Source organism: Rhodopseudomonas rhenobacensis (assembly GCF_014203125.1).
Lineage (GTDB): Bacteria > Pseudomonadota > Alphaproteobacteria > Rhizobiales > Xanthobacteraceae > Rhodopseudomonas_A > Rhodopseudomonas_A rhenobacensis.
The window spans coordinates 39735-54134 of sequence record NZ_JACHIH010000034.1; the positions used below are offsets into that span (position 1 = coordinate 39735).

17 protein-coding genes are annotated in these 14400 nt (G+C 65.9%); 4 read left to right on the forward strand and 13 right to left on the reverse strand.

The genetic code is table 11. The features are described from left to right. The first annotated feature begins 3 nt into the window (after nt 1-3). From HNR60_RS20360 to HNR60_RS20370, 3 genes are all read left to right on the forward strand, one after another. The gene (locus tag HNR60_RS20360; protein WP_184261489.1) at nt 4-1104 is read left to right on the forward strand and encodes a sn-glycerol-3-phosphate import ATP-binding protein UgpC; all 1101 of its coding nucleotides are present in this window, start codon (nt 4-6) and stop codon (nt 1102-1104) included. A gap of 161 nt (nt 1105-1265) precedes the next feature. Continuing rightward, the gene (locus HNR60_RS20365) at nt 1266-1691 is read left to right on the forward strand and encodes an Hsp20 family protein (RefSeq protein ID WP_184261521.1); all 426 of its coding nucleotides are present in this window, start codon (nt 1266-1268) and stop codon (nt 1689-1691) included. A gap of 51 nt (nt 1692-1742) precedes the next feature. Continuing rightward, complete coding sequence (locus HNR60_RS20370; RefSeq protein ID WP_011470893.1) at nt 1743-2006, forward strand: BQ00720 family protein; 264 nt, start codon at nt 1743-1745, stop codon at nt 2004-2006. A gap of 126 nt (nt 2007-2132) precedes the next feature. Here the strand turns inward: HNR60_RS20370 and HNR60_RS20375 are convergent, their stop codons facing one another. The 11 genes from HNR60_RS20375 to HNR60_RS20425 form a co-directional block, all read right to left on the reverse strand. Then, on the reverse strand, nt 2133-2477 hold the full coding sequence (locus HNR60_RS20375) for a HepT-like ribonuclease domain-containing protein (RefSeq protein ID WP_184261491.1): 345 nt from the start codon (nt 2475-2477) through the stop codon (nt 2133-2135). Nucleotides 2478-2479: 2 nt separating this feature from the next. Further along, a complete protein-coding gene (locus HNR60_RS20380) occupies nt 2480-2776 on the reverse strand; it encodes a nucleotidyltransferase family protein (RefSeq protein ID WP_184261493.1) in 297 nt (98 codons plus the stop codon). A gap of 46 nt (nt 2777-2822) precedes the next feature. Next, the gene (locus tag HNR60_RS20385; protein ID WP_184261495.1) at nt 2823-3377 is read right to left on the reverse strand and encodes a manganese efflux pump MntP; all 555 of its coding nucleotides are present in this window, start codon (nt 3375-3377) and stop codon (nt 2823-2825) included. A 124-nt stretch (nt 3378-3501) separates the two neighbouring features. Further along, entirely contained in the window at nt 3502-3963 is a 462-nt protein-coding gene (gene ptsN, locus HNR60_RS20390) for a PTS IIA-like nitrogen regulatory protein PtsN (protein ID WP_184261497.1), read from the reverse strand. A gap of 236 nt (nt 3964-4199) precedes the next feature. Beyond that, entirely contained in the window at nt 4200-4805 is a 606-nt protein-coding gene (gene hpf, locus HNR60_RS20395) for a ribosome hibernation-promoting factor, HPF/YfiA family (protein WP_184261499.1), read from the reverse strand. Between the two features lie 56 nt (nt 4806-4861). Continuing rightward, nucleotides 4862-6523 (reverse strand): RNA polymerase factor sigma-54, encoded by a 1662-nt coding sequence (rpoN, locus tag HNR60_RS20400; RefSeq protein WP_184261501.1) that lies wholly within the window; start codon nt 6521-6523, stop codon nt 4862-4864. 134 nt (nt 6524-6657) lie between these two features. Continuing rightward, the gene (lptB, locus tag HNR60_RS20405) at nt 6658-7620 is read right to left on the reverse strand and encodes an LPS export ABC transporter ATP-binding protein (protein ID WP_184261503.1); all 963 of its coding nucleotides are present in this window, start codon (nt 7618-7620) and stop codon (nt 6658-6660) included. Nucleotides 7621-7826: 206 nt separating this feature from the next. Continuing rightward, nucleotides 7827-8501 carry an LptA/OstA family protein gene (locus tag HNR60_RS20410; RefSeq protein ID WP_184261505.1) on the reverse strand — a complete coding sequence of 225 codons (675 nt, stop codon included), beginning with the start codon at nt 8499-8501 and terminating at the stop codon, nt 7827-7829. Nucleotides 8502-8508: 7 nt separating this feature from the next. Next, on the reverse strand, nt 8509-9210 hold the full coding sequence (gene lptC / locus HNR60_RS20415) for an LPS export ABC transporter periplasmic protein LptC (RefSeq protein ID WP_184261523.1): 702 nt from the start codon (nt 9208-9210) through the stop codon (nt 8509-8511). A 234-nt stretch (nt 9211-9444) separates the two neighbouring features. Then, the gene (locus HNR60_RS20420; RefSeq protein WP_184261507.1) at nt 9445-10059 is read right to left on the reverse strand and encodes a ribonuclease D; all 615 of its coding nucleotides are present in this window, start codon (nt 10057-10059) and stop codon (nt 9445-9447) included. Between the two features lie 143 nt (nt 10060-10202). Further along, nucleotides 10203-10430, reverse strand: coding sequence for an FmdB family zinc ribbon protein (locus HNR60_RS20425; RefSeq protein WP_184261509.1), 228 nt, complete (start codon nt 10428-10430; stop codon nt 10203-10205). Between the two features lie 312 nt (nt 10431-10742). On the opposite strand from HNR60_RS20425, the gene HNR60_RS20430 reads away from it, so the two are divergent. Then, nucleotides 10743-11717, forward strand: coding sequence for a DUF2778 domain-containing protein (locus HNR60_RS20430; protein WP_246433033.1), 975 nt, complete (start codon nt 10743-10745; stop codon nt 11715-11717). Between the two features lie 259 nt (nt 11718-11976). On the opposite strand, the gene HNR60_RS20435 is transcribed toward HNR60_RS20430, so the two are convergent. Together HNR60_RS20435 and HNR60_RS20440 are read right to left on the reverse strand one after the other, a co-directional pair. Then, complete coding sequence (locus tag HNR60_RS20435) at nt 11977-13458, reverse strand: ADP-ribosylglycohydrolase family protein (protein ID WP_184261513.1); 1482 nt, start codon at nt 13456-13458, stop codon at nt 11977-11979. Continuing rightward, nucleotides 13458-14186: a type III effector HopAG1 gene (locus HNR60_RS20440; protein ID WP_184261515.1), complete on the reverse strand. Its 729-nt coding sequence runs from the start codon at nt 14184-14186 to the stop codon at nt 13458-13460. The genes HNR60_RS20435 and HNR60_RS20440 overlap by 1 nt, the downstream gene beginning before the upstream one ends. Nucleotides 14187-14400: the final 214 nt, after the last annotated feature.

Genomic DNA, 14400 nt, shown 5'->3' on the forward strand with positions numbered 1-14400 from the left:
CCGATGTCTAACGTCACCCTGCGCAACGTCCGCAAGACTTATCCGGGCGGCGTCGAGGCCATCAAGGGCATCGACTTTGCGGTCGACGACGGCCAGTTCTGCGTGCTGGTCGGCCCCTCCGGCTGCGGCAAGTCGACGCTGCTGCGGATGGTCGCCGGGCTCGAGACCATCACCAAAGGCGAGATCGACATCGGCGGCCGCGTCGTCAACGACATTGAGCCGGCGGATCGCGACATCGCGATGGTGTTCCAGAACTACGCGCTGTATCCGCATATGAGCGTCTACAACAACATGGCCTATGGCCTGCGTAACCGCGGCATGCCGAAGCCGGAGATCGACACCCGGGTTCGCGAGGCGGCGCGGATTCTGGAAATCGGCGCGCTGCTGGAGCGCAAGCCCAGGCAGCTCTCCGGCGGCCAGCGCCAGCGCGTGGCGATGGGCCGCGCCATCGTGCGGCAGCCGAAAGTGTTTCTGTTCGACGAACCGCTGTCCAATCTCGACGCCAAGCTGCGCATCGCGATGCGGGTCGAGATCCGTAAATTGCAGCGCCGGCTCAACACCACTTCGATCTATGTCACCCACGATCAGCTCGAAGCGATGACGCTGGCGGATATTCTGGTGGTGATGAATGGCGGGATGGTCGAGCAGATCGGCAATCCGCTCGAGGTCTATCGCAAGCCCGCCAGCACCTTCGTCGCCTCGTTCATCGGCGCGCCGCCGATGAACCTGATCACGCTCGACGCCGATGAGATCCGCGCGCAATTTTCCGGCGACGCACGCGCGAACACCGAGGCTGGGATTCTCGGCATTCGGCCCGAGGATCTGCTGATTTCGACGGAGGCCGCGGCGAGCGGCGGGCTTTCGCTCGATCTCGTCGTCGACGCCATCGAGCGGGTCGGCGCCGAGACCTTCGTCTATGGCGCGCGCGCGCGTCACGGCGAGCCGGCGATCAGCGCCAGGCCCGGCGAGCTGCCGCCCGGCGAGGTGATCGTCCGGGTGCCGGGGCAAAACGCGCCGGCAGTGGGCGAGCGGATCATGGTCACCGCGCCGCGTGAAAGATTGCATCTGTTCAGCGCCGACGGCCGCCGCCGGATCGACCTGTAAGTGCCAAAATGCCGCCGTGGGACGCCCGTTGGGGGTTCTTGAACAGCACCGGGCGATGCCCATATTGTGGTGTGACCGGAGGGCAGTCCGCCAGCCGGCCGACTCTTAGGGTGCCGCAAGGGCCCTAAACTCAAAGTCGCTTCGAGAGGGCTTTGTACGATATGTCTCGTGTTCCGACGTTATCCAGTCCGTTCCTGCTGGGATTCGATGAAATCGAGCGTGCGCTCGATCGCGTCGTCAAGGGCGCCGACGGCTACCCTCCCTACAACATCGAGCGTTGCGACCGTTGTAACGGGGAGCCCGAAAAGCTCCAGATCACGCTCGCGGTCGCCGGGTTCACCCGCGACCAACTCGATGTCACCATTGAGGAAAACCAGCTGGTGATCCGCGGCCGGCAGCAGGACGACAAGACCCGGCAATACATCCATCGCGGCATCGCCGCGCGCCACTTCCAGCGCACTTTCGTGTTGGCGGAGGGGATGCAGGTGCTGGGTGCGGATTTGAAAAACGGGCTGCTGTCGATCGATCTGGCCCGGCCTGAGCCGGAGCGGGTCGTTAAGACAATCGCTATCAATGAACACGAATAATGGAACGAGTAGCGGACTCGACCGCTTGATGTACAAAAAGGAGTCGAGACCATGACTGCAGTGAATGTCGTTGAAAATGTCGACGTCTCCACCGAGGCGCTGGCGACCCTTGGCGAGGGCCATATCGCTTACGTGAAGCAGATCCGATCCGAGGACGTGCCTGGCTTGTTTCCGCAGGCGCCGCGAATCGCGCCGGGCCTCAAGCTGTTCGCGCTGCATTCGGCCGACGGCACCCCGATCATGCTGACCGATAGTCGGGAAGCGGCGATCGCCAATGCCTGGAGCCAGGAATTGCAGGCCGTCAGCGTCCACTGACGCACGGCCGCGAGAGCAACGCGAGCCAGCAAAAGCGAGTTTTGCGCGGGCTGTCCTGTTGAGTCAGGATGGCCCGCGCTTTTTTTGCCGATCACGCCGCTTGCGTGTCCGATGCCAGCAACCCGGCTATTTGGTCGCCCGCTTCAACGCGAGCAGCGCCTGCTTCAGGGCCGGCAGGTCATTCTTGATCGCATTCCAGATGATCGACGCATCCACACGCTGATATTCGTGCCGCAGAATGTTGCCGATCCCCGCGATGTCATCCCAGCGCACGTCGGGATGCTGCGCCTTAAGGTCCGGACCGAGATGGCGGCTGGCTTCAGAGATAACCTCGACACCACGCTCAATGGCCGAGCGCAACAGCCACGACCGTTGGTAATCCCGGAAGGTCTTGTCGGCGATCGCCTTTTCGATTCCCCGGATGCTTTCGAGCATATCGTGGATGCGCAGCGAGGGGGAACGCGCGGCCATCTCTAGAAAACCCGGGTCGCCTCGGCCTCGACCTGCTTGCGGATCAGCGGGTGCAGCCCCTTTCGGGTGGTGAGGTCGATCGCGACGCCGAGGCTGCCCTCGAGCAGTCGCTTGGCGGCCACCAGGTCGAGCACGCTAAACCGACCGCGGGGATCGTAGTCGACGAACAGGTCGAGGTCGCTCGTGGCGCTGGCCTTGCCACGGGCGGTAGAGCCGAACAGATAGAGCGACGTCGCGCCCAGCGCCCTGATGGCGTCGGCATGGGCGCGCAGCTTCCTGAGTGCGTCCGACCGTTTCATCCCGCCAAGATATCACGACTTGCGAGCCGACGGCAGAGTCCGTGGCTCACGCCGTCAGATGGCTGACCAGAATATTGCTGCCGATCACGATCAGGCCGAGGCCGCCGGCCAGTTCGGCCCAACGGCCGGTGCGCTCGCCGATCAGGCCGCCGATCCGCAATCCGATCAAAGTCAGCACGAAGGTGACGATGCCGATCACAAACAGGGTTAGCGGAATGTTGTCGCCGAACAGCGCCAGCGTCAGCCCCACCGCGGTGGCGTCGATGCTGGTGCCGAGCGCGGTGGCGAGCACCGCGGCCCAGGTCGGTGTGGTCTGCGACGCGACGACCGCCTCGGGATGAAAGCTGCGCCAGATCATCCGCAGCCCGAGACCGCCCAGCACGATGAAGGCCAGCCAATGGTCGTAGCCTTCGATGATTCCGGCGAACTGCTTGCCGAGCAGATAGCCGATCAGCGGCGCCAGCGCTTCCAGCGTACCGAAGCCGAGCGCGATCCCGGCGCTGCGCAGCCACGACATGTTGGGAAACCGCACGCCCTTGGCAACCGAGGCGGCAAAGGCGTCGGTCGACAGGCTGAAAGCAAGGATGGCGATCTGAAACATTTTGGTCCCGATTGGGGCGACAACGCGCGACCGGCAGGCCCGGCGGCTCGCGGCGTCGATCGATGAATTGGGTGGCGGAACGCGGCCGCTCTGGTCGCCCGCGCCGTTGGCTACATCGCCGGGATCAAGCCGCGGTCGCCGGCGGCAACGCCAGCACCGAATAGATCGCCTGGGCGTCGCGCGAGGCGCGCAGCTTCTTGGCGACGTCGAGATCGCGCAGCAGCCGTGCGATCCGGGCCAAGGCCTTCAGGTGATCGGCGCCGGCGCCTTCCGGCGCCAGCAGCAGAAACACCAGGTCGACCGGCTGGCCGTCCATCGCCTCGAAATCGATCGGCCGCTCCAGCCGGGCGAACAGGCCGAACAGCTTGTCGAGCTTCGGCAGCTTGCCGTGCGGGATCGCCACGCCGTAACCAACGGCTGTGGTGCCGAGCTTCTCGCGCTGCAGCAGCACTTCGAAGATCGCGCGCTCGTTCTGCCCGGTGAGCACCGCGGCGCGTGCCGCCAGCTCCTGCAACGCCTGCTTCTTGCTGTTGACTTTCAACGCCGGGATAACGGCCTCGGGCGCGACCAGATCGGTAATCGTCATGAAGCGTTCCGAGGATGATTTACCGTCAGTGTGAAATAGGCGTGAGGCAGGTTGGGTCAAGCGGGGCGCTTTGGCCGGCGGATTGAGATGCTTCGCCGGTCTAAAACGCTCCTGAAATCATCGAACTGGTGCAGTCTAGCACCAGTCGCGGCCGGCCGCAAAAGCTCGCCGCCCCGGGGCTCGGCCCCGAAGGCGGCGGACCATAGGAAGCGCCCTGCAGGGCGTCAATGGCGATCTCAGCTGGCCACCGCCGGCGGATCGACCCAGCCGACATTGCCGTCCGGCCGCCGGTAGATCACGTTGACCCGGCCGCTGCTGCCATGCAGGAAAACCACCACCGGCGCGCCGGAGAGGTCCAATTCCATCACCGCTTCCGAGACCGAGAGCCGCTTCAGCGAGGTGGTCGCCTCGGCGATGATCACCGCGTTGTAGCCCTCATCGGCGATTTCGGCTTCGGTGTCGGGCGCCTCGATGACGTAGCTCGGCGCGTCCAGCGACGACCCACCGATCTCGGCGACCGCAGCGGCGGCAGCGTGAATCTTGCGCGCCGAGCGATCCTTCAGCCGGCTCTTGTAGCGGCGCAGCCGCTTTTCGATCTGCAGCAGCGCCTGGTCGGCGCTGGCATAGGCGTCGGCGGCGTTGGATTCGGCTTCCAGCGTGATGCCGGAGTCCAGGTGCAACGCACAATCGGTGCGAAAGCCGAAGCCGTCCTTGCTGAGGGTGATATGGCCCGAATAGTTGCCGTCGAAATACTTGCGGAGCACCTCGTCGGTGCGCTCGCTGACGCGGCCGCGCAGCGCTTCACCGACACTGATGCTCTTGCCGGAGACCCGAATGGTCATGTCATGCCTCGATTCGTCTAAAGATGGAGATACAGTTTCAGCAGGAATGAACTCAATCAAGCCGGTGCAATGTCGCGGGACCGGTCTGCCGTGGTTGCCGGCGCTGTGAGTGCATTTCCAAGCATGCTTTGCTTGTCTCGGCGACGCTGGACGGAGGAGGGAATCCGCATCGCTTCGCGGTACTTGGCGACGGTGCGACGCGCGATGTCAATACCAGCTTCGCGCAGTTTTTCGACGATGGTGTCGTCGGACAGAATAATCGCGGGGTTTTCCCCATCGATCAATTGCTTGATGTGGTGACGCACGGCTTCCGCCGAATGCGCCTCGCCGCCGTCCGCCGAGGCGATCGACGCGGTGAAGAAGTATTTCAATTCGAAGATGCCGCGGTTGGTCGCCATGTATTTGTTGGCGGTCACCCGCGAGACTGTCGACTCGTGCATCTGGATGGCATCTGCAACGGCTTTCAGATTGAGCGGCCGCAGATGCGCGACGCCCTGGGTAAAGAAGCCGTCCTGCTGACGCACGATCTCGGTGGAAACCTTGAGGATGGTGCGGGCGCGCTGATCCAGCGCGCGCACCAGCCAAGTGGCGTTCTGCAGGCAGTCGGTGAAGTAGGCCTTGTCGCCGTCCTTGCGGATCGTCTTCGACAGCTCCGAGTAATACACTTGGTTGACCAGGACCTTCGGCAAGGTCTCGCTGTTCAGCTCGACATGCCAGCCGCCGTCCGGGCCGGGCCGGACATAGACGTCCGGCACCACGGTCTGCACCCGCGCCGAGCCGAATTTCAGCCCCGGCTTGGGATCGAGATGGCGGATCTCGCCGATCATGTCGGCGAGATCCTCGTCGTCGACGCCGCAGATCTTGCGCAGATTGCCGATGTCGCGCTTGGCCAACAGATCGAGATGCTCGACCAAGGCCTGCATCGCCGGATCGTAGCGGTCGCGGTCGCGCAGCTGGATCGCCAGGCATTCGCTGAGATTGCGGGCGCAGACCCCGGCCGGATCGAACTTCTGCAGCACGGCCACCACGGCCTCGACCTGTTCGGCGCTGGCGCCGAGCCGTTCGGCGGCGTCGCCGAGGTCCGGCGGCAGATAGCCGGCGTCGTCGACCAGGTCGATCAGATACTGCCCGATCAGGCGCTGCTTCGGATCGGTGAACGCCACCGCCAGCTGCTCGGCGAGATGGCCGCCCAGCGTGATTTCCGCGGCGACGAAGGCTTCGAGATTGTAGCCGTCGTCGTTCGACGAGCCGCCGCCCCATTCGGTGAAGGCGGTGGGTGCTGCGTCCTGCGCGGTGCGCGCCGCGGCTTCGGCCGGCTCTTCGGAGAACACGTTGTCGAGGCCGGTGTCGAGGGTCTGTTCGATCTCGGCGCGGCTGCCGAGGTCGCGCTGCATCCAGTCTTCGGCGGAAGCCTCAAAACCGTCGCCGCCGGCGCGGTCGGTAAAATCTGCGCCCTCGCCGCCCGCATCGTCGCCGGACGCCGATCCGGATTCGTCGCGGTCGGAAAATTCGGCGCGCTCAGGAGCGGGCTCGCCCGGCACCGGCGGCTCGCCGTTTTCGTTGGCGCGATCGAGCAATGGGTTCCGCTCGAGCTCGTCCTCGACGAAGCTAGCGAGGTCGAGGTTCGACAATTGCAGCAGTTTGATCGCCTGCATCAGCTGCGGCGTCATCACCAGCGATTGCGACTGGCGGAATTCTAAGCGTTGGGTCAGTGCCATGGAGGCAGCCGTTCCAGATTGGTCCGTTTCTTGCTTAACGCGTTATCGGACCGATGTACACGGCTTGACGAATGGGAAATTTGGAGTATGGGCGGCGTCCCTGGAAACCAAAGACGCTCTGCCTGGCGCCGCCGTTAGAGCCGGAATTCCTCGCCGAGATACAGGCGCCGGACGTCCGGATTGTTGACAATCTCCTCCGGGCTGCCTTCGGTCAAGATCTCTCCGGCATAGACGATATAGGCACGGTCGGTCAGCCCCAGCGTCTCGCGGACGTTGTGGTCGGTGATCAGCACGCCGATCCCGCGGTTGGTGAGGTGGCGCACCAGGTCCTGGATGTCGCCCACCGCGATCGGATCGATGCCGGCGAACGGTTCGTCGAGCAGCATGTAGTTCGGCCGGCTGGCCAGCGCTCGGGCGATTTCGACGCGCCGCCGCTCGCCGCCGGACAGCGCGATCGACGGCGATTTGCGCAACCGCTCGATGTTGAATTCCTGCAACAGATTGTCGAGTTCGGCCTCGCGCTTGCGGCGATCCGGCTCCACCGCCTCAAGCACCGCGCGAATATTCTGCTCGACGCTGAGGCCGCGGAAAATCGAGGCTTCCTGCGGCAAGTAACCGATGCCGAGCCGCGCGCGCTGGTACATCGGCAGCTTGGTGACGTCGTGGCCGTCGAGCTCGATGGCGCCGCGATCGGCCTTGATCAGGCCGGTGATCATGTAGAACACCGTGGTCTTGCCGGCGCCATTGGGGCCGAGCAGGCCGACCGCCTCGCCGCGCCGGACATAGATGCTGACGCCGCGGACGATGCGCCGGCTGCCGAAACTCTTTTCGATGCCGTGCACCGCGAGAAAGCCGTCGCGGGCGGGCGCGCTCTGCGGTCGCGCCGACTGCGGCCGGGCTGGGCGCTGCGGAGCAATCGGCGGCGGCGGCGCCGCGGCGGCGGGTTCGCGCGGGATCGCCGGCGCGTCGCGCACCGGGCTGGTCAGAAGGTCGCCGACGTTGTCGCCGAGGTCGGTGATGTCGTCGCGCTGCGAGCGCGCAAAGCTCGCGGCGGCCTTGGCCGGCCGGCGCCGGAACATGCCGAGAAGATCCACCATCGCGTTATCGTCAACCTTCCCGGCCCTGGTTCGAAGCCGCGCAGCATGGCGCGCGGTTCTTCCTCAATCGTCTTGGTCTTTGCCGCGCAATAGCGGCAAATTGTGGTGCGTCGCACCAAGCCGCCAGGCGCCGCCCGCCCCACACCACACTTAGCGGCTCAGCACGCTGCCGCTCAACCTCATTGCGCCGCCGCGGCGCGTTGAAATTACTTCGGTTTGCCGGAATTCGGCGGCGGCGCCGTCCCGAGCGGCCCTGCCCCGGGGGACGACTGGAACAGCCCCTGCACCCGACCGTTGCCGGCCTCCACCCGCGACACGCCGGTGGTCATATCGACCAGGAGTTTGTCCCCCCGCACGACATTCTTGCCCTGCGTCAGCACTACGCCGCCGAGCATTGTCACCAGATTGGTCTTGGTATCGAACACCGCGGTGTCGCCGGTAACTACCTGATCCTTCTGGGTCACCACGACATTGCCCTTGGCTTCCAGCCGGCGGATCGACGATCCGCCGCCGGGGCCGGGCGCCGCCGCCGTCATCTGCGGCTTCGGCGCGGTCTTGGCGGAGCGGCCCGGCGCCGGCTCGGCAGGCGGCTGGTCCTGATCGTAGAACACCACCAACACCTTGGAGGTCATGGTGGTATCGCCCTGCACCACTTTGACGTCGCCGGTGAAGGTCGCTTCCTTCTTCTTGTCGCGCACCTCGAGCGTGGCAGCCTCGATCTGGATCGGCTTGTCGCGGTTCTGCGAGAAGCCCTGCATCGCGTTGGGCACCCCGGTCATCCCGGCCTGCGCGGCGGCCGGCGCAACGCCCAGCGCCGCGACGACAATCATCGCGGCGCAACCGCCACCCAGGATCCGGCCGGTTCTCTGCAACTTGGTCATCTGGGGATCATTTCACATTGGCTTTGCCGGAGACAGCGCGGCTGGCCGGCGCCGTTTGAGGCTTGGGAGCAGGAGCACTGACAGGTTCCTCCGGCGGGGCCGGCTGCACGCCGTCCAGATTCATCACCACGCCGCCCTCGAAGCGGACGATCTCGCCCTTTTCGGTGACCCGCATGCGTTGTCCGCGCAACGTTCCGCCCTGCCATTTCACGTCCACGGGTTCGTCGGAGACCACGGTGCCCTTGGCGATATCGATAAACGCCCGCGTCATCCACGCCTCGTAGCCGGTCGAGCTCTGCAGATAGACGTCCTTGCGCAGGTCGAGCAGCTGGTTCTTGGTATCGAACAGCCCCTGCCGCGCATCGACCGTGACGGTGGCCTGGTCCTGGGTCAACAGCTTGGCCCGCAGGGTGGCGAGATCGACATGGTCGGGCGTGGTGAGGTCCTGGGTCGCGGTCTTGGCCCATAGCTCATAGGGCCGTTGGTCCGGCGAAAATCCCGACAGATGCGGCGCTTCCATCGTGATCTTGGTGCCGGAGACCACCAGATTGCCCATGTCGACCGGCAATTTCGCCAGGAAACGGAACGGGTTGAACACCGAAACCGCGACGATCGCGGCCATCGCCAGCACCACTGCGAGAGGCACCGCGACCCGCAGCAACCGCACCAGCCGGCTGTGACGCGCCGCTACTGCGAAGCGCGTCTCCATTCCGGTCTGATAGGCTGACAACTGGATCGTCGATTGCACCGCTGCTCCACAACGCCTGGCTCGTCCCATCCGCCGCCTGCGAGCGGGCCGACGGCCTCGACACCAACTGGCGCCGAGCCCGCGGTTCCGCAAGCCCCGCCGGCCGGCGGCGCGGCAGACGGCGCCGGACCGTGCCGCAATTGCATCAAATCCAGCCGAAACGAGGACGATGGCCGCATCGCGGCCGTCGAAGCTTTAGGAATGCGCGAATATATCCTCTTCCGCCCAACCCGCGAGGTCGAGTTTGGCGCGGGTCGGCAGGAAATCAAAGCACGCCTGCGCCAGTTCGCTGCGGCCTTCGCGGGCCAGCATGGCGTCGAGCCGGGTGCGCAGGCCGTGCAGATGCAGCACGTCGGAGGCGGCGTAGGCCAGTTGCGCGTCGCTGAGGCTCTGCGCACCCCAGTCGCTGGATTGCTGCTGCTTCGACAAATCGACGCCGAGCACTTCGCGCACCAGATCCTTCAGGCCGTGACGGTCGGTGTAGGTGCGGGTCAGCCGCGAGGCGATCTTGGTGCAATACACCGGCTGCGGCATCACCCCGAGCGCGTTGTAGAGCGCCGCGAGGTCGAACCGCGCGAAGTGGAAAATCTTGGTAACTGCAGGATCCGCCAACAGTTTTTTCAGATTTGGCGCATCGCTGTGACCGACCGGAATCTGCACCACGTCGGCGCTGCCGTCGCCGTTCGACAATTGCACCACGCAGAGCCGGTCGCGATGCGGGTTCAGCCCCATGGTCTCGGTGTCGATCGCCACCGAATCGGTATAGCGCGACAGGTCGGGCAGATCGCCGCGATGCAGGCGGATGGTCATGTCGGTAAGCCTCGGTTTTCGACGTTGTCAGAAGCGCTTGCGGGGCAACTGAGCATTGCAACCTCGGCCAAACGTGCGGCGAACTTCTGCGAAGCGTGGCGATCCGTCAATCGAAACCGTGTCGGGCGAAACTCGCCTGCAGCCTAACCGCGGCGTTCGCTGCGGCTGTAATTGCTGAAATGGCCTTCGCGCGCGGCCTGCGACCGCGCCGCCTTGATGAGGTCGCGGCTCTTGCCGGGCGCGGCCACCCGCGACACCAGCCGCTGCAGCTTCTTGCTGCGGCAGTTCGGGCAGGCCGGCCGCTGCTCGGAACCGACCAGCAGTTCGACGTCGCTGTCGCATTTGGCACAATGAAAGCTGTAGAGCGGCATCGTTGGCATCATCCTTGTGGCAAACCGGCGGCAGGCCACGGACGAAGCAGGAACCGGGCCAGGACATCGCGACCGCTCGACTCGTTGCCGCTTCACATACTAGGATACCTGCCAGCGCGCAGCGCGCGGGGCGCTGCGTGCGCGACAGATCTTGTGGCAAACCCGAGGCAGCGGCGGCGGTCTCCAAACTGCCGCAGTTTGGCTTTCAAGATGCGCCGGCTTGATGCATCCTGGGCAGAATGAGCGAGCGATCCAAAGCGTCGCACGGGGAAATGGATGGCCGCCGTCAGAACGTGCGTTGAGAGCATTGCATTGGGGCGCAGTTATTTCGTTCCCAGCTCGCTGACGCTGCTGGGCGTGGTGCTGGCGGCTGGCGCAGCGGCGTGGATCGCCGACGTCGATCCGATCGCCTGGGTCACTGAAGCGGAATCGCCGAGCGTCGTCGATGCGGCGTCGTTCGATGCCAGGTTTCTGAAGGATTCGATTTTCGACGAGATGATCGCGGTGGCGCCGCCGGTGGCGACCGCGCGCGCGCTGTCGCCCGAGCTCGAAGCCAAGCTGCGGCAGGCCAAGGCGCGGCTGGCGCAGGATCTCACCGCGCAGAACGTCGCGCCGCCGGATCTGGTGGCGATGCCGTCGGCCCCGCCGGCGCAGACCAACAGCGTCGTCGCGGTGCCGCTGCCGCGCTCGCGGCCGGTGCTGGCCGACGTGATGGCGGCGCAGCGCAGCGTCGCGGTCAGCAATGATCCGCAGCCGGGGCTGCTGCAGAAATTCTCCGAGATATTCGGCAACAAGCTGACGCTGGCCTCGCTCGATCCCGACGGCGGGCTCGGCAGCGACGGCCCGAACCTCACAGCGCTCGGCTACGACAACGCCACCGCGGTCTATGATATTTCGGCGCGGCGGGTGTACATGCCGAACGGCGTCAAGCTGGAAGCGCATTCCGGCTTCGGCGCGCTGATGGACGATCCCGGCCATGTCGACAAACACAATGTCGGGGCGACGCCGCCCAACGTCTACGACCTGAAGCCGCGCGAGCGGTTGTTTCACGGCGTGCAGGCGATCCGCATGATCCCGGTCGGCAGCGGCGATACGATGGGGCGCACTGGCCTCTTGGCGCACAGCTACATGCTCGGCCCCAACGGCGATTCCAACGGCTGCGTTTCGATCAAGCAATATGACCGCTTCCTGCAGGCCTATCAGAACGGCCAGATCAAACGCCTGGTGGTAGTCCCCAGCCTCGGCGACGCCACCGCCAGCGCCGGGCGGTCGACCTCGCAGCTGTAGAGCATTCTTTCGGCTCGAAGCTTCCAACCCAAATCAGCCGTCATTCCGGATTGCGAGTTCGCAAGAACGAGCAAGTCCGGAATCCATAACCCCTGCGGTGGTTATGGATTCCGGGCTCACTCGCAGCTGACGCTGCTCGCGCCCCGGAATGGCAGCTGGGAAACTTGACGCGCATCAATTCGACTCGAAAGCTCTGATCAGCCTTCATCCCGCGGCCCCTTGCGCGCCGCCTTCGGCTCGCAATGACGCTTCCGCTTTGTCAACGCGGTGCTTGCTCGCCGAGTGAGCGATCGAACAGCGCTGCGGCGCGCGCCAAGATAGCCTCGCGCTCCGCCAGCCGCTGCATCCAATGTCGCGGAATGCCGCTTGCGCCATACAGCGCGCCGGCCAATTGCCCGGCGATCGCCGCGGTGGTGTCGGCGTCGTCGCCGAGATTGGCGGCCTTCAGCACCGCGGAGCGAAAATCCACCGTGCTGCCGACGCACCACAGCGCGGCTTCCAGCGAATGCACCACGTAGCCCGAGCTTTGGATTTCGTCGCGGCGCTTGCCGCGCCAGCCGCCCGCGGCGATCGCCTGCACCGCACCGGCATAAGTTCCCTCGCGCGGCCGCAGCAGCTGCGAGCGCGGCAGTCCCGCGATCGCATCCGCCAGGATCTCGGCGTAGAGCGCGCAGGCATCCAGCGCTTCGGCGGCGGCGTGGGTGGTGCGGCTTTGGCGGATTGCGATGTCTTGCAGCCGCGTCCGGTCGTTCCAGTAGCGGATCGCCACCGGAGAGAGCCGCATCAACGAGCCGTTGCCGGCGGCGCGCGGATCCGGCGAGCCCGCATCAGGATCACGCTCGCGCAGCCAGCGCTGCAGCGCCGCCTTGACGGTGAGACCGATATCGAAGCAGCCGCGCTGATTGACCGAGTTTTCACCCTCTTCCCACCAGGCGACGAAGCGCCGCATCAGATCGGCCGGATCGAAGCCGGGGTCGCTCGCCAGCAGGCTGTCGGCGAGGCACAGCGCCATGCTGGTGTCGTCGGTCCATTCGCCGGGCTCGAGCCGGAACGGCCCGCCGCCGATCATGTCGGTGAGCGGCGCAGTGCTATCACGCGGCTGAAATTCCAGCGGCGTCCCGACGGCGTCGCCGACCGCCAGCCCGGCCAGCGCGCCGATCGCGCGATCGCGGATGCGCTCGGCCGCGGGCTGGTCCTCGTCCGCGGCGCCGATCGCGAGCACGTAGTGTTTCTGCGACGGCGTTTCGATCGCGCCGGGCCGCGCCTTGCGCACCTCGCGCACCGCGATCGCGGGCTCATGGCCGAGTTCGGCCAACAGCCGCGCCGCGATGGTGCCGGCGCGGCCGAGCCCGCCGCGACAATGCACCACGACGTCGAAGCCGCTGCGCAGGATCGATCGCAACCCCGCGCCGGCCGAGGCCCATGCCAATTCGAAACTCTGATCCGGCACCGAAACGTCGACGATCGGCAGGTGAAACCACGCCATCTGCCGGCGCAGCACCTCTTCTCCCAACGTTTCCACCCGCAGCATCGCGAGTTCGCGCTGCTCGACCAGCGTCACCACCGCGGCCGCGCCCCAGTCGCGGATCATGTCGAGATCGCAGGCCAAATCGCGCTTCCAGGCGCCGCTGGCCGCATAGGGATCGTACTTGCCGGGACAGAAGGTCAGCCCGACCCGGCCGCAGCCGGGACCGCCGGGCACGGCTGCGATTTGCAGAGGATGAGAGACCGAGGTGCGCATCAGTCGCGTCCGATGTGCTGCGCGCGCCGCGCGAGGTCGTCACGGCGGGCGATCAGCGTGTCGATCAGCAGAGCCGACTCGGCACCGTCGCCATAGATCGCGCGCACGGCGGCGGCGATCGCGGCCGAGCCGATCGCGGTGACGCAGCGCAGCGATGATAACAATTGTTGCTCGGTCATCGCGGCAAAAAAGCTCGCCGCCACCGCGTTCTTGCGGCGGTCGCGCAGCGTGTCGAACTCGGCCACCGTGGGCCCGAATTCGGTCTTCAGCGAGCCTTGCGCGCGGTAGCGCAGCGCGCCGCCCTGATCAATGCGGATCACTTCGCCGGTTGCGGTGACGATCATGTTGTCGAGGTCGACGCCGAAAGCATCGCGATTCGCCAGCCAGGCGTCGGCGGCAAAGCCTTCGCCGACGCTCACGCCGGCCCGGTCGGACAGATGCGGCGGCGCCTCCGCCAGCGTCAGCCCTTTCAGCATCCGGCTCGCCACCGCGTGCTGGCCGTCGCGCCGGGCAAGTTCGACGTCGGGCACCGCGACGCCGGCCAGCCGATACAGCCGATTGGCCAGCACCTCGTTGCGGGCGTGATCGGCGGTGTTGGGCGTCTTGACGTACCAGCGCACGCCGGCGTCGTCTTCAAACACGCCGCCGGGATTGGAGCCGGCCTGGCTGCCGACCTTGCGCCAGCCCGACGCGTCCAAGACTTCAATCTGATCCGACCCCACCGGCATCGCCGCCTCGCACCGTTCGCAACACTAAAGCGCATCTTGTAGCAAGAAATTGCGCCTATGGGTCGTGTCCCGGACGCGGGCACTGACTTCACCTCTCCCCGCGCGCGGGGAGAGGTCGGCCCGGCGGAGCGCAGCGAAGCCGGGTCGGGTGAGCGACTATCTGGCGTGTCAAGTTGCATTAGCGTATTCGGCTCGCGCATCGCGCGCTTTGGCG

Excerpts from the sequence above, each read along its gene's own strand:
- HNR60_RS20360 (WP_184261489.1), top strand. The coding sequence starts at position 4 with ATGTCTAACGTCACCCTGCGCAACGTCCGCAAGACTTATCCGGGCGGC.
- HNR60_RS20365 (WP_184261521.1), top strand. The coding sequence starts at position 1,266 with ATGTCTCGTGTTCCGACGTTATCCAGTCCGTTCCTGCTGGGATTCGAT.
- HNR60_RS20370 (WP_011470893.1), top strand. The coding sequence starts at position 1,743 with ATGACTGCAGTGAATGTCGTTGAAAATGTCGACGTCTCCACCGAGGCG.
- HNR60_RS20375 (WP_184261491.1), bottom strand. The coding sequence starts at position 2,477 with ATGGCCGCGCGTTCCCCCTCGCTGCGCATCCACGATATGCTCGAAAGC.
- HNR60_RS20380 (WP_184261493.1), bottom strand. The coding sequence starts at position 2,776 with ATGAAACGGTCGGACGCACTCAGGAAGCTGCGCGCCCATGCCGACGCC.
- HNR60_RS20385 (WP_184261495.1), bottom strand. The coding sequence starts at position 3,377 with ATGTTTCAGATCGCCATCCTTGCTTTCAGCCTGTCGACCGACGCCTTT.
- ptsN (WP_184261497.1), bottom strand. The coding sequence starts at position 3,963 with ATGACGATTACCGATCTGGTCGCGCCCGAGGCCGTTATCCCGGCGTTG.
- hpf (WP_184261499.1), bottom strand. The coding sequence starts at position 4,805 with ATGACCATTCGGGTCTCCGGCAAGAGCATCAGTGTCGGTGAAGCGCTG.
- rpoN (WP_184261501.1), bottom strand. The coding sequence starts at position 6,523 with ATGGCACTGACCCAACGCTTAGAATTCCGCCAGTCGCAATCGCTGGTG.
- lptB (WP_184261503.1), bottom strand. The coding sequence starts at position 7,620 with ATGGTGGATCTTCTCGGCATGTTCCGGCGCCGGCCGGCCAAGGCCGCC.
- HNR60_RS20410 (WP_184261505.1), bottom strand. The coding sequence starts at position 8,501 with ATGACCAAGTTGCAGAGAACCGGCCGGATCCTGGGTGGCGGTTGCGCC.
- lptC (WP_184261523.1), bottom strand. The coding sequence starts at position 9,210 with ATGGAGACGCGCTTCGCAGTAGCGGCGCGTCACAGCCGGCTGGTGCGG.
- HNR60_RS20420 (WP_184261507.1), bottom strand. The coding sequence starts at position 10,059 with ATGACCATCCGCCTGCATCGCGGCGATCTGCCCGACCTGTCGCGCTAT.
- HNR60_RS20425 (WP_184261509.1), bottom strand. The coding sequence starts at position 10,430 with ATGCCGCTCTACAGCTTTCATTGTGCCAAATGCGACAGCGACGTCGAA.
- HNR60_RS20435 (WP_184261513.1), bottom strand. The coding sequence starts at position 13,458 with ATGCGCACCTCGGTCTCTCATCCTCTGCAAATCGCAGCCGTGCCCGGC.
- HNR60_RS20440 (WP_184261515.1), bottom strand. The coding sequence starts at position 14,186 with ATGCCGGTGGGGTCGGATCAGATTGAAGTCTTGGACGCGTCGGGCTGG.